At 61.8% G+C, this 19478-nt stretch carries 15 protein-coding genes; 1 reads left to right on the top strand and 14 read right to left on the bottom strand.

Annotated features, from left to right (window positions below):
• Window positions 1-550: 550 nt before the first annotated feature.
• From VGP39_RS02050 to VGP39_RS02025, 6 genes are all read right to left on the bottom strand, one after another.
• Window positions 551-1771: an MFS transporter gene (locus VGP39_RS02050; RefSeq protein ID WP_327566440.1), complete on the bottom strand. Its 1221-nt coding sequence runs from the start codon at window positions 1769-1771 to the stop codon at window positions 551-553.
• Window positions 1772-2050: 279 nt separating this feature from the next.
• The gene (locus VGP39_RS02045) at window positions 2051-3028 is read right to left on the bottom strand and encodes an ABC transporter substrate-binding protein (protein WP_327566439.1); all 978 of its coding nucleotides are present in this window, start codon (window positions 3026-3028) and stop codon (window positions 2051-2053) included.
• A 163-nt stretch (window positions 3029-3191) separates the two neighbouring features.
• Window positions 3192-4175 (bottom strand): tripartite tricarboxylate transporter substrate binding protein, encoded by a 984-nt coding sequence (locus tag VGP39_RS02040; RefSeq protein WP_327566438.1) that lies wholly within the window; start codon window positions 4173-4175, stop codon window positions 3192-3194.
• Window positions 4176-4512: 337 nt separating this feature from the next.
• A complete protein-coding gene (locus VGP39_RS02035) occupies window positions 4513-5673 on the bottom strand; it encodes an epoxide hydrolase family protein (RefSeq protein WP_327566437.1) in 1161 nt (386 codons plus the stop codon).
• Window positions 5663-6595, bottom strand: a complete 933-nt coding sequence (locus tag VGP39_RS02030) for an alpha/beta hydrolase (RefSeq protein ID WP_327566436.1) — start codon at window positions 6593-6595, stop codon at window positions 5663-5665. The genes VGP39_RS02035 and VGP39_RS02030 overlap by 11 nt, the downstream gene beginning before the upstream one ends.
• Window positions 6573-7526, bottom strand: coding sequence for a haloalkane dehalogenase (locus VGP39_RS02025; RefSeq protein WP_327566435.1), 954 nt, complete (start codon window positions 7524-7526; stop codon window positions 6573-6575). Before VGP39_RS02025 ends, VGP39_RS02030 begins: the two co-directional genes overlap by 23 nt.
• An 86-nt stretch (window positions 7527-7612) precedes the next feature.
• Between VGP39_RS02025 and VGP39_RS02020 the strand changes: the two genes are divergently transcribed.
• Window positions 7613-8212 (top strand): CGNR zinc finger domain-containing protein, encoded by a 600-nt coding sequence (locus VGP39_RS02020; protein ID WP_327566434.1) that lies wholly within the window; start codon window positions 7613-7615, stop codon window positions 8210-8212.
• A 69-nt stretch (window positions 8213-8281) separates the two neighbouring features.
• Here the strand turns inward: VGP39_RS02020 and VGP39_RS02015 are convergent, their stop codons facing one another.
• The 8 genes from VGP39_RS02015 to VGP39_RS01980 form a co-directional block, all read right to left on the bottom strand.
• Window positions 8282-8434 (bottom strand): hypothetical protein, encoded by a 153-nt coding sequence (locus tag VGP39_RS02015; RefSeq protein WP_327566433.1) that lies wholly within the window; start codon window positions 8432-8434, stop codon window positions 8282-8284.
• A gap of 834 nt (window positions 8435-9268) precedes the next feature.
• Entirely contained in the window at window positions 9269-9490 is a 222-nt protein-coding gene (locus VGP39_RS02010) for a hypothetical protein (RefSeq protein WP_327566432.1), read from the bottom strand.
• A 155-nt stretch (window positions 9491-9645) separates the two neighbouring features.
• Window positions 9646-10083 carry a helix-turn-helix transcriptional regulator gene (locus VGP39_RS02005; RefSeq protein WP_327566431.1) on the bottom strand — a complete coding sequence of 146 codons (438 nt, stop codon included), beginning with the start codon at window positions 10081-10083 and terminating at the stop codon, window positions 9646-9648.
• 339 nt (window positions 10084-10422) lie between these two features.
• Entirely contained in the window at window positions 10423-10701 is a 279-nt protein-coding gene (locus VGP39_RS02000) for a helix-turn-helix transcriptional regulator (protein ID WP_327566430.1), read from the bottom strand.
• A 443-nt stretch (window positions 10702-11144) separates the two neighbouring features.
• Entirely contained in the window at window positions 11145-12431 is a 1287-nt protein-coding gene (locus VGP39_RS01995; RefSeq protein WP_327566429.1) for a TIGR02679 family protein, read from the bottom strand.
• On the bottom strand, window positions 12428-16603 hold the full coding sequence (locus VGP39_RS01990; RefSeq protein ID WP_327566428.1) for a TIGR02680 family protein: 4176 nt from the start codon (window positions 16601-16603) through the stop codon (window positions 12428-12430). The genes VGP39_RS01995 and VGP39_RS01990 overlap by 4 nt, the downstream gene beginning before the upstream one ends.
• Window positions 16600-17889, bottom strand: coding sequence for a TIGR02678 family protein (locus VGP39_RS01985; RefSeq protein WP_327566427.1), 1290 nt, complete (start codon window positions 17887-17889; stop codon window positions 16600-16602). The genes VGP39_RS01990 and VGP39_RS01985 overlap by 4 nt, the downstream gene beginning before the upstream one ends.
• Complete coding sequence (locus VGP39_RS01980; protein WP_327566426.1) at window positions 17889-19409, bottom strand: TIGR02677 family protein; 1521 nt, start codon at window positions 19407-19409, stop codon at window positions 17889-17891. Before VGP39_RS01980 ends, VGP39_RS01985 begins: the two co-directional genes overlap by 1 nt.
• Window positions 19410-19478 lie beyond the last annotated feature (69 nt).

The raw sequence follows: 19478 nt of genomic DNA, 5'->3' as shown, positions 1-19478 counted from the left end.
GATGCGCGAGATGGTAGCGGCGCTGAGTTGCTCCTCGAAGGCCGCAACAGCACGCTCGAGGTCGCCGGATAGATCGAAGCGTTTGCGGACACGTTCAAACAACGCTCCTTGGAACCCGCGCGTTTGAGGCATGGGCATGGGCGCTGCATTCCACGTGGATCTCGCTTTCGGGTGTACGACCATTGACTCATGTCGGATGTCCGCTCCGATTCAGATCTCGATCTTCAAAGAACCGTAGGCCTTCTAGTTTGCCCCCAGCATGGATAATTCCATAACACCGGATCAACGAATTTCCGCTGTTGGTGCAAGGCGGACGTTCGTCGAAACAACGATGTCCGCTAAGTGCCAACAGCGGACGCTGCCCCGTGCAGGTGCGCAATGACGCGATTTCCCGGTCCGTTCGCCGACACTGCCGCCCAGCCTACGTCTGCCCTGTGACGTCAGCAGGAGGTTGCCGCACTCTCGCTGTCATCGCCGGAGACTCACAAGAAGTTGCCGACTAAGTTCGAACCACGAAGCAGGAAACGCGCTGCGTGCAGCGGTGGGCACGCTACGCCTCGCGAACGCTAGGATTTCCGGCCCGCGCAAGTACGATCGCCGCGGCGATCGCTTCCAGCGTAATCGCTAACAGCAGCGCAGCGCCGTAATCGCCTCTCCAGTCGCGGATGAGACCGATCAATCCGGGACCCAAGGCGCCGACCGTGCCGCTGATCGAGGTGAACAGCCCCATTACCACCGTGAAGTTTTGCACCTCGAACTCCCGGTGGATGATCAGCGGCGGTAGCGTGATGAGGTTTCCGACCGAGAAACCGAACACGGCAGAGGCTAGCAGCACGAGCTGGACGTCGTCCGTCAGGCTGATGGTCGACACCGCCACGGCCTGGCTCGCCAGCGAGACAGCGGCAGCAAGGCGCGGATCGAGACGGTCGGCGACCACGCTAAGCGAGAGCCGTCCGACGAGCGCCATCAAAGTCATCACGCTGACGGCGAGCCCTGCTCTGACAGCTCCGATCTTCGGCTCAAGTATCGCGATCTGGTGCACGATGAAGCCGACCTGCGCCACGATCCCGAGCGCAAAGGGAATCGCGATGGTCCAGAACGCCGGCTGGCGCACCACCTCGCCGCGGGAGATGCTGCTGGCGGGCGCCAGCGCGGATTGATTGGGGGGCGCAGCCGTCGCGCCCTCATTCGGCGGCGGGCCGATCCAGGCGAGCGTGGCCGGGACCAAAAAGATCAGCAGGACTGCGCTCGCGGCCAGCATCGCGGTCTGGAAGCCGAGGTGGCTCACCAGAACCACTAGTAATGGCGTCACGATGACACCGCCCGAGCTGGCGCCGAGGAAGGCCAAGCTAATTGCAAGGCCACGGCGCCGAACGAACCAGGCACCGACCACCGCCGAAATGATTACGGTGCCCATGCCCACCCAGCCGAGCGACATCAACGCGAATGCCGCATAGAGGGTCCACGGCGCGGCAGCGAAGGCGAGCAGCACCATCGAGGTGGCGAGGCACGCAATGCCTGCCAGCGCCAGTCGCTTCAGGCCGAGCCGCCGCACGATCTCGTTGGTGAAGATGACGACGACATTGCCGATCAAGAGCGACAGCGTACTGGCACCCGAGATCAGCGAGGCCGGCCAGCCGTTCAGCCGCTGCAGCTCTACCAGGTAGACACCCTGCCCATACAGAGCAAAGCCGAAGATCGACAGCGCCAGCAGGAAGCAGGCAAGCACGACCCTCCAGCCGGCGTAGCGCGGTGACGTCTCGTCGTGCATGTGCCGGCCTCACTCCCATCCGCTCCCAAGCGGCGCGCATTACATAGACGCCGTAGTCGTGGAAAGCGATTCAAGAATGATATCGCGAGTGTTGCGCCCGTTTGGTCGTCGCAAGCGAAGCGACTTGCCGCCGAAGCGTTAGCGAACGCGCAATGTCAGCTTCGGGTCAAAATCGGCCCTCCGCCTGCAGCGGAGCTAGGTCCGTTCACCCGTCAACAGCGGACATACGGCGAATACATCGGCATGTTCGTTTGTGCCGATTCCGGAAGTGGCCGCCTTTTACTCGATCACTTCATCGGCGCGGAGCAAGAAGGACACGGGTACCTTCAATTCGAGCGCCTTGGCCGCCTTCAAATTGATGATGAGATCGAACTTCACCGGTTGCTGTACCGGCATGCCGGCCGGCTTTTCGCCGCGCAATATCTTGTCGGTGAATTCAGCAGCGCGAGCAAACAGATCGGGGAAATTTGCCCCGTAGGACATCAGCCCGCCGGCATCGACGAACTCCCTGAAGCCGAAGATCGTCGGAATTCGCTCTTCAGTGACTACCCGCAATACCTGATCCTTGTTTGCGTTCACGAGCGGTTCGCTCAAAACGTAAAGTCCATCTGGACGCCGCTCCTTGATGCGCGCCAGGGCTGGCGCAATGTCATCGGCGAAGCGCAGCTCGAGGATTTCGGCTTCGACATTCAGCGCGGCTGCTGCCGCCCGGACACCTGCCGTTTCAACCGCAAAACCGCTGCCTGCAACATTGGCAAGCGCAGCAAGCCGGCGCATGTTTGGGACGACCTCGCGCAATAGCTCGACACGCTTGCTCGCAAGATCGCTCGGCTGCACCGTCAGGCCCGTGACATTGCCGCCGGGCCGCGACAGGCTCTTGACTAGGCCTGAGACAATTGGATCGTTGTACGCGGCGAACACAATTGGGATGCTCGATGTCGCCTCGCTCGCGATATTCACACCATTCGCCGAACTGACGATGACATCGACCTTGCGCTGGACGAATTCTGCCGCAAATTCCGTCATGCGCTGGTTGTCTCCGGCAGCCCACCGGTACTCGATCTTGACGTTGCGGCTATCAGTCCAACCCAGTTCGGCGAGCCGTTTGGTAAAGGCTGCGACCCAAGCACCATGCGACGCCTCGCTACCCGGCACCAAGAAACCAACGACCGGAGACTTGGCCGGTTGGGCGCGCACCCCAAGCGGCCAAGCCGCAGCCGCCCCCCCTGTAAGCGTGATGAAGTCTCTACGTCGCATTTCTAATCCCGCTCCCGATACTGCCAAGCGAGCGTACGCAACTTTTTGCTCAGGTCCAAGGGGCCGAATGTCGTTGGGTAGAAACTGATTTCAGGAGAGGTCTGCTTTGGGCCCAAAGCAACAGTGGATTGGCGAAGTACGCCCTTGGTCGACCGCTCGGTAATTACTCCGGTGGCTTGACGCCAAGATCGCGCAGGATCCAGAGCATCACGTCACTGTCGCGCTTGAAAATACGAGCCGTGGTTTCAAAATCGGTGGGGGAAGACAGTAGAAAGTTGTTCAACATCTGCTGGACCCTGGGGTCGGATCCCGCCTGAATCAATATCCTCGAGAGCCGTTGAACGATCTCCTGTGGCGTGCCGGCAGGTACGGCGAAGGTGGTAAATGCGCGCAAATCGTAGAAATCGCCGACAGCGCCCTGCTCGGTCATTGTAGGTGTGTCCGGATACGGTGGCAGGCGGCTGCCGACCACCCCGATGAGGGTCCCAGTTCCCGCCTGGATGACGGGTGCTGCTGCGGCATAGCTTCCCGAGGCGCCGTCCAGCGTCTGCCCCGCGATGTCATTCCACATCGGCGCCTCGCCGCGGTACTGGATGACTTGAAATTTGATGCCGTACTGTTTCGCGATCGTCTCTATGAGGACGTGCGGCGTCGAACCCACGCCGTACGATCCCCAGTTCAGGCTGCCGACCTTCTTTCCATATTCGACAAACTCTCGGAGATTCGCTGCTCCTGTCTTCTTCGCCGCTACCACCGGACCGCCGGCCCCACTGACCATCGTTAGATAAATGAAGTCCTTTTCAGGGTCGTATGGAAGGTCTTTCACCGTAATCCGGTTTTGGATGAGTGACGAAGAAATCGTGCATAAGATGGTGGTGCCGTCCGGTTCTGCGCGCTTCGCTTCGGTCACCCCGATGACGCCACCTGCGCCGGCCTTGTTTTCCACGATAACCGGCTTACCCACCTCTCGCGCTAAGTAGTCACCGAACGCGCGCGCGATCCCGTCTGTCTGGCCGCCTGCGGGGTACGGCACGACAATACGAATCGGGCGTGTCGGCCATGAGGATTGCGCCTCCGTCTTCCTGGGAGAGGCGCACAAAACCGCCGCCGACCCAGTCACGAACGTTCGGCGTGTCAGCTTTTTCATTTTCCTGCCCGTTGATATTATTGTCCATCGTCTGGGTCGCTAGGACCCAGCGGGAGTCAAAAATAGCGCAAAGCTTCCCGCCTGTCTTGGTAGCCGACTAGAGCACTGCAATTCACGCGAGGCCCTTGAACGTCAGGCTGGCATTTCCGCACGCTGAACTGTGTCCGATACGTTCTTAGACGGGGTGAGAAGGCACCCTTTTGGCGCAAGGCGGACCGTCAACGTTCCAAAACGTCCGATACGGGCCTACCCGTGTGGATCGTAGAGATGGTGACCGGGATCCAAATTTCGGTCAAACAGGAGGGATGCGCCGTAGGAGATCCGATCGATGCGCTAGTCAGCGGACGGTTCTAAAAAATTCGCGGATTTCCTTCGCCAGTTGCTCAGGCTGCTCCAAGGCTGGGAAATGTCCACCTCGCTCCATCTTGGTCCAGCGGGTGATATTTCCATACATGCGCTCTGCGAGCGAACGTGGAGGACGCAAGAATTCCTTCGGAAACTCCGCGTAACCGCAAGGCACCTGGATGCGCTCGCCCGGTGGCACAATCCATGGACTATGGAGCCGAGCATAGTACGGCCAGAAGCTCGATCCGATCGCGCCCGTCGCCCAGTACAACATGATGTTGGTTGCGAGCACATCCCGGCCAAGCCAAGCGTCGGCGTTGCCGTCGCAATCGGTCCAGGAGCGAAATTTTTCCAAAATCCATGCAGCAAGTCCCACCGGTGAATCGGACAGCGCGTACGCAAGCGTTTGCGGTTTAGTACTCATGATCTGGATGTAACCGGTTTCTTCCTTCAGCCAGTCTGCAAGTTTCTCGAAGTACTCGTTCTCCTCATGCGTAGGAGTATCGACCGCCGGGCGCTCGCGCGGGATCGTCAGGAGCGATATCTGGATACCGCGTACGTTCTGCGGATACGCATAAGCAAGCCGCGAACTCACGAACGCTCCCCAATCTCCGCCCTGAGAGCCGAAGGTCTTGTAGCCCAGCACATCGATCATCAACTTCGAGAATGTATCGCTGATCTCAGGAATGCTGAACCGACGCTGGTTTGGTCTGAATGAGAAACCATGCCCTGGTATCGACGGAGCGACGACCGTAAAGGCGTCACCCGGATCGCCACCAAAGCTTGCTGGATCGGTCAGCATGGGAATAATTCTGCGAAAATCTGCGAACGAACTCGGCCAACCGTGCGTGAGCAGCAACGGCATCGGGTCGGGACCCTTTCCCGCGACGTGAATATAGTGAAGGTCGATCGAGTCGATCTCCACCGTGTATTGAGGAAGTTCGTTCAGCGCCGCTTCGTGCATACGCCAGTCGTACTCGTCGCGCCAAAAATCGACGAACGACCTAAGATACTGCAGGTCGACCCCGTAGTCCCATCCCGGCGCAACCTCATCGGGCCAGCGTACTTGCTGCAGCCGTTTCTTCAAATCCACGAGCGTCGCATCCGGTACCGCGATGCTGAATGGTTTGGGGGAATATGGCTTATCGCTCACGTTTCCTCCGCGCTAGTCTAGAGAAGAATCTGTCGATTTCCCGCGCGGCCAAGTCCGGGCACTCATAGTGCACGAAGTGGCCTGCATCGTCAGCGAAGGAAACCTCGACTTCGGCGAAGTACTGGTCCAGGACATCGGCCCAATCGGCCTTCAGGATCGGATCGTGGCGCCCCCAAAGAACGCGCGTTGGCACAGTTATCTTCGGAGGCCTCTGCGCGGTGCCGGCCATGACGGCCAGGCGGCCGGCATTCTGACCGATGTACCAGTTGAAGCCGCCTTGCATATTGCCGGGCCGCATGAAGTTGTCGACCCATCGATCGAGAACGGCGTCAAAAGCATCTTTCCGGTACGACCAGTGGCGCAGGAAATGGCCGATGTACGCCCGACAGCTCTCGCGTGAGGAGGCCACCAACACCGCAGCGTAATGCATCTGATGGAAGCTTTGATACCAGATCTGATTGATGTGACCGGGCTCGCTCCAGCGACTGCCCACGCCGTGCGTCGCGCAATTGAAGAAGAACAGGCCCGTAGCCCGTGCTGGGAAGCTCACCCCAAGAACCTGCATTACGTTGGAGCCGACGTCGTGACCAACGAAGCCGCAGCGACCAATGTCCATGGCATCCAGCAGCGCGACAATATCGTCGGCGAGTGTGACGGCGTTGACAGCGTCAGTCGGACCGGGATGGGAGTTCTCGCTCTCTCCGAATCCTCGAAAGTCGGGAGCTATCAGCCGATAACGGCTGGCGAGGCGCGCAAAGATCGGCTCCCACGTTGCCCAGAACTCGGGCCAGCCATGTAGCAGCACCAGCGGCGGGCCCGAGCCTGCCTCGGCGACGTGATGACGGACGCCATTGACGGTTACGAATCTGTGCTTGATGTCGACCATGCTGACGTCGGGGTTACCGTCCTCCATGACTGACATGGGCGACAGGTCCCGAGTGGGGCTCACTCGCACTGGCAAGGACCTTGGCGACAAACCGGGCGATGGCTTGCGCCATCGCTTCAGGCGCTTCCTCCTGCAGGAAATGGTATCCAGGGATCGTGACGATGTCCTGATTGGGCCACTTGCGGCAGAACTCCCGTTGAGCGCCGATCAGAAAGCCGCCGGGTTCTGCATCGATGAAGAGCTTGGGAAGGGTGCTGACCGATAGCCATTGGGCGTAGTTTTCGACGATCGCCACCACGTCCTCCGGCTCGCCTTCAATCGGCAGGTCTCGTGTCCAGGCCAGCAGCGGCAGGCGGCTGGGACCGGGATTGCGCACGTAACGGCGATACACCTCCACGGCGTCGGGGGCGATGTTTCGGAGGGGCAGCATGTATTCGATGAATAGATTTTTTTCCAGAATGATTTCTTCTCCCCGTGTCGACCGTTGAGCCTGGAAGAACGGGCGTGTAAGCGCTGGCCAGTCGTTCCAAGACGGGAATGGACGCACAATTCCTTCCATGTAGGCGATCGCCTTTACCTTGTCTTGGTTCCGGAAGGCCCAGTCAAATCCGAGCACTGAGCCCCAGTCATGGACGACGAGTATGACGTTGCGGCTGATATCAAGCGCGTCGAACCATGCATCGAGGTACCGGCGATGATCGACGAAACGATAGCCTCCGTCGGGAGCTGGCCCCGAATTCCCCATGCCGACGAAGTCCGGCGCCAGACACCGCCCAAAGGGCAACAGGTGGGGGATGATGTTTCGCCAAAGATAGGACGGCGTCGGGTTGCCGTGCAGGAAGACGATTGGGTCGCCGTCCCCGACATCCACATAGGCCATATCCGTTCCGAGCACGCGCACGCGCTTGCGATAGCAGGCTTCCTCGGTGGAGATCGGCGGATGCAGCATCGTTTGAAGTTGGGCCATGATGGGTCTCCTGTTCGTTGACACCATCTAATCGTATTTGCTAGTGTCGTTGGAGTCAACCAGCAAAGCGCGTATGCTCGTGTCATATGAGACCGTCAGAAACATTCTCGATTCCCGATGAGCTAGCGACGCTCTACGACTTTGCGAACTCGTTGGACCTGCGCCGCTATCGCGATCGGGATGGGCAACACTCCCCCTTCGACGCCTTGGGAACGCCGTCGCAGGCAACCGACTGGTTGAGAGCTCATGGCCTGTGGTCGTCGAATCAAACGCTCAACGAGCAGGACTATCACCACGCGCTCGCGCTACGCGCCGCGTTGCGAGACGTCGTCGCGATAGATCCCGCCATGCGCAACGAAGACATTGGCGCGCTGCGTCGGCTAGAGGCTGCAGCAGCGCCTTTCCCGTTGACCTTGGGAATTCGCGCTTCGCCCCCGATGCTCGAGCTTCGACCGCTCCAAGGTGTTGGTGTTGCGAAAGTCGTTGCCCAGCTATTTCGGCTGTTTGAGCTAGGTGACCTGGATCGACTCAAAATCTGTGCCTCAGACGATTGCCAATGGATCTTCTTCGATCGGACCAAGCCGGCCAATCGACGATGGTGTTCATCCAACCGATGCGGCAATCGAGCCAAGGTTAAGCGCTATCGGACCAAAGGTAACGCACTCGGTCCGCATTCACACGGCTGACTCTCGTGGAAAGCAAGCGAGTGTTCGCTCGCGCATGGGTTGGCGGTCGCAAAAAGCGGGTAGTCAACGTCATCCGTACGGTCCCCAGCAAATCAAGGGTTCGCCCGCGGCGCTCGCCGCGTTCTTCCGTCCTTTCCCGACTACAGTGTCGAGCAGCATGTCCTTGTCGAGCAGCTTCATCGCGGCCCGCAGGTCGTGCCAGTCGCGCGTCTCCACCGACATGGTTCGACGCAAGCTGTTCGGTGAGACAACGCTCTTAGCGATCTCACCGATAAGCATTTGCTTGATCGGGGAGGCAGTTCGCGAACTGATAAAGAAATTACACCCTACTTTGCGCCCCGTGACCCAACGCGACAATGCCGTGAGCACATTGCTTAAAAGTCGAACGGTGGGCAGATACATTTCAGCAATATAGAAATCACATCAAGCTCTGGACCGCAGGGCTTACGGCAACCATTCGTTCCCCCTCTTGTTTGTTTGAGTGAAAGGACGAAGCCATGAAAAATGCAGCTGTAGCATTAGCGATCGCAACCACGTTGCTGACATCGCATTCGCTAGAAGCCCGGGACCGCGTTAGTGCAGGCATGGTTGTCAGTTCCGTTACCGCCGGCCTGATAGCAAGCGCTCAGGGATGCAGTCCGGAATGTGGCGGCGCACTGTACTGGGGCACTGCCCCCGCGATCTTCGGATACGGCTACCGCGCGACGTACTACGGCACCGGATTCAGCTATCAGCCAGCCTATTATCCGGGATACGCGTATTACGTCGGGCCCCGATACCGTGGCTGCTGCCGCCAGTAGTTTGCCGAGTGGGGCGTCGAACCGCATCTGGCGCCAGCCAGATGGCCTGCTACCGGCTTGGGCAACGGCCGAACCAGGTACGCCACCAGAAGTAGGAGAGAGCTAGCGCGATTAACAATCCGCCTCCGGCGCCAAGAAAGGCGAAGCGGTAGCAGGTGAGAAGTCGCGGCCGGATGCGCCGTGAGCATCATGTGCTGCCACTGACATTCCCGCCCTCGATTTGGCAGGGGCTACGGGGAGGGGAGGGAATCGGCGATTATTCGCCGGACAACCGGTTCAGCAGCGAGGCGGCGGCCTGAAGGCGATCCGCGTCATAGATCAACTGCTCGATGTCCATGGAAACAGAGACCCCCTCGGCGATGCTACCGGCTAGCGCGCAGGCTTCTGCGGCCTTGGCGATTCGCGTGGCTTCGGTCAGCTTGGTATGAATCTCACTCAGCAACAGCTTGATCGCTGGCTCGATTGCAGCCCTGTCCATGGCAGCTTCCTCCGGGTAGCAAGGTGGCCACCACACATGCTCTGTGCTGCCCCGAAGTCGAGCAAATCCTGAGCAATCTTATGGCTTTGTCAGCCGCAAGCCGAGCATCTTGTGATCGAGCGGCTTGTCTGAAAGGCTGGCGGCTTCACAGGCATTCATTTCCGTTTCGGCTTTGCCCGCCTCGGCTTGGGTGAACGGCCTCCCCCGATCGTCCCGAGCCGCTCGACCAGGTCAACGATGCTTCGTCGGAGCCCAGCGTCCACAATTTTGGAAAATGACAGGACAAGCAGCTGTCCGTCCCTTGTTCCGAGCAGTTCGAGAAACGTGTTCGCCGCCCCTCTGTCCTCGCCGGCTTCCCATCCGCCAGGCGCGCCTTCGAAAAAGTACGAAGCCGGCACCTCAAGGACTCTGCCGATCTGCTGCAATCGGCTCGCGCCGATGCGGTTCGTGCCCTTCTCGTATTTTTGAATCTGCTGGAAGGTCAGTCCGATATGGCCGCCAAGGATCTGCTGCGACATGTTGACCTCGATCCGCCGCATCCTGACGCGGCCGCCGACGTGAACATCGATCGGATTTGGGGTTTTCGCCGCCATGATCAACTCCGCAGGTTGTGGCGGCCGGAGTGAACTACGCGCCGCGCAACTAGGGATAGGTATACGGATTATTTCCGTATTTTGACAAGGGCTTTGTGGCCTCGTGAGAGCCGAATTCGACAAACTATTCCACGACTTCGGCCACTTCGACTGGTTTAGACCGATCTGGGAGGTGTTCCTGCCCGCATTCCAGAGCTGCGCCGGGTCCGGCGCGCTGGCGTTTTGAGCTATTGAAACAGCAACTGGGACAGCCGATTGCGGAGGTGGGATTGAGAGGCTCGAGCCACCCGTCATTGGCTACACAGCCTGTTTGCGTACGTAAAAACCGCTCGGGGGAGATTATTTCCGCGCTTTGGAAATGGCCTTGATGGCATCGCGGGGATCGAAACCGATCGCTTCCGCCCATTCCATCAGTTCGACGACCTCAACCAGCTTATGCCCGGTTTCGACGTAGCTGACGTAGTCCTGGCGGCGTTTGAGAAGCTTCGCGAGATCAACCTGGCGCAGACCAGCCTTCTTGCGCTTCTCAACCAGGAATAGGCGAAGCGCATCGTGTCGCGGCGAATCGAGGTTTCGAGCCATCCCCTTGGCATCTATACTGATTCCTTGCTTATGCAAAAAATCTGTATTGAAAGCGGCAAGATTCTAGCTCGCGCGTTCCGGGAAATGGTGCGCGTAAAGAGAGCGGACCGCCGTCAGCAGGGTCTAGATTTGACCACGTTGGCTTTGCCAGGTTTCGGGCGAATCCGTCCAGGCCCCGCTATTGGCGGACAAAGGTTGTCAGGCGGCACTGGCGTATTTCAGCCCGCCGCCTTTTTAGATGTTGCGTGATCTGCGAGAGCCTCATGCGAAGGTTGGCAATCTGGGAACTGTTGCCATGACCATCATGCCTTGTCATGGCAAGCGGGGCGAAAAGGCGCCGTTCCCTCTATCCGAGAAAACGACGAGTCGCCGCGCCCCACGCGTCATGGCGACATAGAGATGCGCGGCGTCCATGAGCTCGGGATTGAGAATCAACCGACACATCTGCCTCGAGGCCCTTTAGCAGGAGGGGCGCCTGATTATCCGGCACATAGATCCTGCAACAATGAAGCGGCTACCGCCTCCTCAGCAATAGAAAGACGATGTTTCGTCATGCTCAGCGCGAGTTCATCGTCCCAGAGCGCCCTGACGGCTTTTCCGGCAAGTGTCTGTCCATGACCTGACGCCCTTCCAACGGCGGCCTCGTAGTCGCCCGCGCCAAACCGCCAGGCCTGCGCGCCGTACTCGCGAATGACGTGATTGCCAATCTGCACACCCGCCCAATCGAAATCGCCGTGGTAGCAGAGCCGGGCGCGCGCCTTCACCAGTTGCGATAGCAGACACCGCTGCGCAGCAGCCGGCATGCCATCGGTGCAGACGAGCGGCGCGCAGGAGGAGCCCAAATGATCCGCGGCGATCGCGACCAAGTTGGGATTTTCGCATACGAACACTTTTCGGCCCGCCACATCCCACGATGGTGGCGAGCGCAACAGCGACCGCAGCGACGCATAAACCGGTTCTCCCGGCAAAAGGCCGTGGTTTCCCGAATCGCGCATCGGTACGTTGAGGAAAAGCACTGGGCGCGCCAATTCGTTGACGAGTACGCCTGCTTTTGCCCAGATATCCCGGTCGCGTTCTTCCGCCGCCGCGGCGTTACTTGCTCCGAACTCGCTGTCTTCACCAGACTCGAACTCCGCGACTTCGTTGTCGCGAGCCCTAGCGGTCACTCGGCGCAAAACTGCCAACACCACGGTTGCAGTCGGCTTGCCGCTGTCGAGCGAGTGGGCATCGCCCAATACCTCGGCGGCCAACTGCGAACGCGTGATGCCGCTCGCGGGGAGGCGCTGCAATACCGCCTCGACGCGTTGACAAAGATCGCGCGCCACCGGCGGGCTCTGCCTTGCAACGCGTTTGAGCAAACCGATGCCGGCTGGAGCTTGCAGCAATCCGATCAATTCTGGGTGGATGCAAGTCTTTAGAACCTCCGACCACAGCGCTTGCAACGCGAGCCGCGCCGCTGCGAGATTCGTAATCGGCCCATCAAGCTGTTCGAGTGCATCACGCAGCGACGTGGCAATGCCCGCGTTCTGGAATGCGGCATCGAGAATCCTAACGTCAACCTGCAAGGACTGTGCGTTGCGAACCGGACGACCGAGCAGGGAAGCCAGCACGGAATGTTCCTCGGTTGTTAGCTTGTCGATGCGGAAGCCCTCAACCGCAGCGCCGGGCGGCGTCCGTTCGAAGCGCCGGCGCAAGCGCTTGCGCAGCAAGGCGTTGCGCTCGCCTCCGAGAAGGCGCTGCAGACGTGGATCGAGGGTGGGACTCATGTCGGAGCGAACCTGCGGTCCGGGTCGTTTTCTCGGGTCTTGGCACGGCCGTCCCAGTTCCAGCGCGAGACGAACACCGCGTCGATGCCTTCGCGCCGCTGCAGATGGCAGATGGCGACCCCGGGCAGTGCGGCGTAGCAGCCCCATTCGCGCTCGCTGGTGATGACGAAGTCGAGGTCGAACTCGCGGATCAGCCCCATGCAATGGGCCCGTGCGGTATCGTCGATGCCGGCGAACGCCTCATCTAACAGCATCAGGCGCGGCGCCAGCGCGTAACTCCCCTGACTGTAGAAACTGGAGACCGCAGCAAACAACGGCACGGTGAGGCCGAGCGCTCGTTCTCCGCTCGAGGCTGGACCGGAGAGCTTGCGCCATTGCCCGTCCTGCCAGCGCTCGACACGAAAGCGGTGCCAGCGGCGATAGTCCAGCGCACGGGCCAGCTGGTCGATCAAGCCCCCCGCATCTTTTCCAGCGCCTGCATCGGCCCGCTCGCGTTCGGCAGCGATACGCTGCTGCAACATGTCGCCGACCACCCTCCGGTCTTCGGCCGACCAGAGGTCCGCGCTCGTGTTCAGCAGGCGCTTGCGTGCGGCGTCGAGACCGACCGGAGCACCTTCCTCTTCAGTCAGCGGGGGCCACAACAGGCGGTAGCGTACTCCGGTGGAAGTCGGGCGTTGGCGGAGTTCCTCGTTGATCGCTTCGCGCTGCGCTTCGGCCGATTGCAGAAGGCGCTGAATCTCGGAAGCGATTTCCGCTTGGAGATGGTTCTCGAGCACGGCGCGCTCTTTCGCCGTCAATAGCTCGCTGCGCTGGGAGATCTCCTCGGCCAGGCGTGCGGCGAGGCGATCCGGCGGTTCGGGCCGGTTCTGATACACGATGCGCACGATGAGTCCCCAGTCGCTCTGTTCAGCATGCGATTGGTGACCGAGCGAACTAAGGGCGCGCTGCAGATCCGTCAGGTCGTCGCCGATCTGCCGCTGCAGGCGTGTCCACGCCTGATCGTCATCCTTAAGTTCGGACAACGCCTGTTCGGCGCGCCTAGCCACGGTGAGCGCGGGATCGATTGTCCACGGACTGTCCATGTCGGGCAGGTCGGCTCTTGGCAGCGCAGCCGCCAGCAGTCCGGTGGACGCAAAGTGCTGAAACTTCGAGATTGCCTCGGCGCGCGCGTCGCTGCGTTCTCGGAAGGCTGCGTTCGCAGTCGTCGACTTTTCACCCGCGATCGCGCGCGCCTCGCCGGATTTGCGCAGGACGTCCCGAGCGGTGTTCAACGCCGTGTCGTGGACCTCCACGGTCGCGCGCACCTCGGCTAACTGCCGTTGCAGCTCTTCGACCTTGGCGCCGACCGACGCGCGCAGCACGCCGAGCCGAACGACGGCTTCTTCTGATTCGATCTGGGCGACGCGGAATTGATCGTGCCGTTTGTTCAGATCGTCCCGGGTTTCGTTCTCACGGCTGCGCTGCCGCCGCATCTCGGGCAGTGCAAGACGCACCTCGTGAGCGACCTGCGCGAGGCTGGATTGGGCATCGTGATAGCGGTTCAGCGCCGTCTCGACGGCCGGCAGCTCGATCAATGATGCGGGCAGACGCAGATCGGTGGCATCGGCGGCGAGTAGTTGCCGCACCGTCTGGAGGGCCTGCTCGGCAGTCTGGTATTGACTGTCTGCCTCGGTCAATTGCTGACGGGCGATCTGAACCTCGCGCGCGCTGGCTACCGCCGCGAGGTGAGCATTTCGCAACGGCGCCTCGGCGGGGGCGAGGCGCCACTCGTCGGCAGCCTGATCCTGATCTCGAACGAGTTGCGCGACCTGTCCTCGGACGGCGGTGAGTTCGTCCACGATTTCTCTGAGGCGCCCAGCGATGTCGGCCAATCGCTGCACCCGCGCTGCTGCGCGGGCCGCATGGCCAATGTAGACCGCCGCCGGTTTGGTCCATGCGCCGGCGAGCGCGGCGAGCCGGAATCGACCGTCGGGGGCGACCCAAGCTTCGCAATCCGCGGGATCGTGGTCGGTGCACGCGATGCCCGACAGAAGGCGCTCAACAAACGCGGAGGGTACCGCGCCGTCGGCGGCACCGTCAGCCTGCAGCCAACCGATAAGCGATTGCACGTGCGGTCGGCGCTGCACCATCCGGACGTCATGCAGCAGTTCCATTCCGTTCGCTGCTTCCAGACGGCCGTCCGGCGAAATCCAAGCATCGAGCAGGCCGGATGCCTCTAGGGCGGCCTCGAGGCCTGCGCGCTGCACGGCCGTCAGTCCGCCACGAAAATCCACCAGTTGCCAGAACGGCGCCCCCTCGCGCGCGCTTCTGGCATCGGCGGCGCGCGTATACGGGTGGGGCGGTGCTGCATCCATCCCCGCTTCGAGGCGGTCGCGCTCTTGTTCAAGCGCATCGCGCTCCGTCTCCAGCGTCAGGCGCTGGCCGTCGAGTACGACGCGCCGCTGCGCCAGACGTACGCTGGCGCTTTGCTGGGCCGTATTCAGACATTGCAGCGCCGGGTTTTCGCCACCCAGGCCGCCGACCCAGTCAGTGAGGGCCTCGAGCGCCGCCCTTCCTTCATCGGGGCTGACATGCAATTGCTTCAGATTGGCGAAATGGCGATCCCAGGCCTGTATGAGGTCGCGGGCTTCGCGCTCGACCGCATCATCGGCTTTCTCGCGTCGATCCGCCGCGTCCTCGAGCGTGCTCTGCCTTTCGTCACGCGTTTTCTGGCATTGCGCATGCAGGAGTTCCGCTGCAGTCACCTCGGCATGACGCCGCCGCAATAACGCGATCTGTTCGCGCCGCTCGACGCTCACGCCGCGAAGCTCGGCGCACGCGTTTTCGAAAGTCTGTGGCGACAATGCGGTCAGATTGGCGGCATCGAGTGTCGCAAGCGGGCTGCCGCCGTGCAGGCTGGCGATACCGGCGGCTTCGGCGTGCGCCGCGCTGTCCTGACGCTGCTTCGCCAGCCGACGTTCGGCCTGCATCATGCGCTGGTCGGCTTGCGCGGTCTCCTCGGTGCTGCGCGTCAATCGCTGTTTCGCCTCATCGACCGCAGCCGATGCGGCTTGCAACGCACTTTGTCGTGCCTGGGCTTCGCGCTCCGCCGATTCGAGACGGTTGGCGTCCTGCATTGTCGGGTGTTCCCGCAACACATCAAGCCGGGCCTGCTCGCGCTTGAGTGCGATTTCCGCGTTGTCATGATCGGACCGGGCTGATTTTTCCTTGGCCTCGGCTGCCTCGAGCTTTGTCTGCGCGTCGGCACGCGCCCGACTGGCGTTGTCGAACTCAGTCTGGGCCTGACGTAAGGCGCGCGCCTGCCGTCGGCTTTGGGTGCCGGCGTAGATCCGGTATCGCTGTTCGAAGCGAACCACCGCTCTTTCCAGCGACTGATAGTCTTCGAGTTGACGACGATCCTCCTCCAACTGTCCGAGAGCTTGGGCGACGTCGCCGAGCAGCTCGGACGCAAGCGGCGGCAACGCCTCAGTGAGTGCGTTCGAGAGAGCCGTTTCATCGGGCTTTTTCGACAATTGCGGCTGGCGCAACTGGATCAACGTATCCATCAGGGCGTCATATCTTCTCGTGCCGAGGTGGAACAACCGCTCGTCGACAGCGCGCCGATAGCTGACGGCGGTGTCGAACACCTGGCCGCGGCCCTGGAGCGCATCGCGCAGGCGTTCCCGGGTCAACACAACCCGCTGCTCGCTCATCAGCCAGAGACCCTGATTGATGCGCTGGCCGCCTTCGGAATCCTCCACCACGAAGAACCAGCTGTCGACCTGGGGACGCGCAGCGACTGCGGCAAGGCCGGCGCCGAGCGTGAGGTAATGCGGCGTGCCATCCTCGGCGAGGCGGCCGAATTCAATCCAGGCATAACCGATCCGCCGATCGTAGTCGTTCATCAGCAGATTCCAGGACATCCTCTTGCCGATGTCGCCGTCGGGTTCGATGCGCGACGATTTGAGCTGTGCGTCGAACAGGAAGGGCAGCGTCAATGACAGCACCTTAGACTTTCCGGTGCCATTGTTGCCGCGCAGCAGTAGGTGGCCGTCACGGAACCAGAATTCCTCGCTGTCGTAGCGGAACAGCTCAACCAGTCCAAGGCGCAGCGGCTGCCAGCGTTGGCGCGTCGGGACCGGCAATGCTGGTTTCTCCGAGAGCGCGGTGAACAATGCCGGGCGGTCGTTCATGGCGGACCGTACAAGGTACCGGCAACGGCCCTCGGCTCGTCACGCTCACGAAACTCGCGGACTTCCGCATCGCCAAGCGCGAACCGGGCGATTGCGGGGCGCGGATGGAGCGCGTCGGCTTCACGCACGATCAGTTGCAGCTTTTCCAGTCGCCCGATCGCGATCTCCGCAAGCTCGCGCTCGGCGCCAGGCTCTCGCGCCGATTTGCGCCAGTATTTGCCATAACGGTGCTTGCTCTCGCGCAAGTGGTCTACGACGTCTTGCTCCCGTATCAACCCGACCTGCAGCCCGGGTGCGCCGACGGGGCGCTCCCTGTAGACCGAAGCCAGGAACTCGGCCACCAGAAGAGTGGCATGGGCGTCGGTGCCCTCGGCGGGCATCGCCACATCCGTCAGTGAGCCGGCCTCGTCCACCAACGCCAGACCCTCGGCGCGTTGCTCCGCGATCAATCCGGTCGCGTCGCACAGGCGGACCGCCATGGCGCCGCGTTGATTGACGAAATAGGCTCGGGAATCCGCGTCCAATGTGTCGATATAGACGACCGGATCGTCAAGCAGTCGTCGCGCCATTTGGCGGCGCAGAACGGTTCGCCGACCCTCATCGCTGTCGGCTACATGCTCGTCGACGAGGGCATGCAACCGCTGTTCGAGCGTCAACGGCGCGTCTTCCGAGCGGAAGGTCGACGGCCCGCGCACTGCGGCCAGCATGCCTGCGAGCACGCGGCGCTGCACGTCGTACAGCGCGTCCGCCTGCTCGCCGCCGGAATGCACGAATGCGTCTTCGTCGCCCGCGACCCTCTGCACTACGCCCAACTCGAGCAGGGTGCGGCACACCGCCACCAATTCACGCCGCTCGTGCGGCGAGCCGAGCGTGAAGCTGAAGCCGGAAGCCGCGAGCGTCGGTTCGGCGGCGAACTGCAGCAGCCGCTCACCCAGCAGCCGCAACGTGATCTGCGGGTCGGCGCGCTCGAGCACCGCGCAGGCCAGACAGAGCAGCACATACCGGCGGCGATCGTAGAAGGGCAGGCCGCGGGTGGTGTTGGCGAGATCCGCCGGCAGCTTATAGAGTCGCGCGCCCTCGTGTTCGATCTGGAGCGTCCAGCCGGTTTCACGCCCGAAAAAGTCGCGCAACGCGTCGGCTTGGCGGCGGACCGCGGGGAAGTCGTCGTGATCCGGACTCATCAGCGGCGTCATCAGCAGCGCGCGCACGGCGCTACGCAACTCCTCCTTCTGAAATTGCCGCTGTTGCTGGCCGATGTTGCGGCTGTCTATACCGGCGATGGTCATTACGGGCTGCCTTGCGTCGGTGTAATGGTGATCAAGTGGTCGCGCCCCGAGAATACGCCTTGGGGCGTGTTGATCACGGCGCGGCTGCCGACGGCGAGCGGAACGAGGGTAATCTGCAACAATCCGTCGCCGGTCTGCCGTTCTGCGAGGGTATCCGGACCGGCTTGCTCAGCGAGCACTTCACCGAGAAGTCCGAGGAACAGACCGAAAGCGTCGCTGTCGAGTTCGCCGAGGTCCGAAAGGCGTGTAGGCTGACCGGTGGCGAGGCGCGCACGCGCCGCCTCGACCTGCAGCGATTCCTGAGCGAGTTCATTGGCCAGGCGCGCGCGGGCTTCCGCACGGTCACGTACGCGGGGCAGTGGTCCGCGCGGCGCGGCCTCGCCGTATTCGCGCAGCCGGGGGTGTATCGTGAGAGGCGGCGCGTCGGCCCAGCGGGTGGAGGCTGGTAGGTCCGTCGCGGCATCCAGATTCAGCGAAAAATGGCGTGCCGGGTTGAGCGCGAAAGCCGCGCGCGCCAATCTGTGCGCCTCGCCATCGCTGCTGCAGCCGGCGAACCAGCCGGCGAGCATCCGGAAGTCCGCGGAACGGTCGCTGCGTCCGCTGCGCCGCTCGTTGAGCGCGGCGATCGCGCCCAGCAACTGCGGGATCGCCGACCGTGCCCTCGCTCGCAACAGCTCGGCCTGCGAGGGTTCGTGGCCGGTGCGGAAGAACCATCCCCGAAGGCCTTTCCAGCGTTCGCGCCATGCATTGAAGTGAAGGGTCTGAGCGTCGGCGCGTTCCTCCGCATCGCCGGGCGCGGCGTCGCGTGCATCGCGGGCGGCCACCTGCTTCAGCAACGCATCGATGCTCGGCTCCAAGGCAAGAATATGTCTTGCGATGGTATCAGAGGAGCGCACGAGATCGCCCATGAACCGCTCCAGATAGTCGATCAAGCGGCGCTTGTAGTTCGCCACCGTAATGGCTTCGGCCTGCTGCAACTCGATGCTGCGCGCGACGCCGGCCATGAATGCCTGCGCATTTTCTGCCAACCCTTCGAAAACGCGCACCAAATCCCTCAGCGTTTCGTGAACTTTCGCAACGTCGGCTTCGGCCTCGCGGGCCAGTGCCAGAAGCGCCTGCAGCCGGCTGGCGATGTCTTCCAGCGCCACTGTTTGCAGTTCTGCGCGCCGTTGCAGCGTCTGCAGGAAGAGCGTCAGCGCCGCTTCAACGGCTTCGCCGCCCTGCGACAGACGGTACAGGAAACGCGCACGGTAGAAGTCGCTGAGACTGGAAACCCGGGCCGTGTCGGGATGCGATTCAAGGTTGCCCCATGCGGCAAGCTGAGTCAGCGCGGCGTTGACATCCTCAATCCGCGGCGGTTCGCCCGACCAATTTGCCTCAGCCAGCACTTCGTCGGGTCTCAATTGCAGACGGTATTGACGTTTCGCTGCCGCGAAGACGTCCAGGATGCAGCGATACAATCGAGATTTGTCGGCATTCACATGCCTGAACAATTCCGCCGACTCGCTCACGGCTCCCATGGGCTTGCTCCCCGGAAAGTCTCGCTGTGGTTCCCAATTCCCTGGCTACGGTAGTGCAATTTGCGTTGC

It is taken from the genome of Bradyrhizobium sp. (assembly GCF_036009065.1).
In the GTDB taxonomy this organism is placed as follows: Bacteria; Pseudomonadota; Alphaproteobacteria; order Rhizobiales; family Xanthobacteraceae; genus Bradyrhizobium.
Note: the sequence above shows the minus strand (reverse complement) of the source record. Positions and strands in the feature narration are given on the sequence as shown.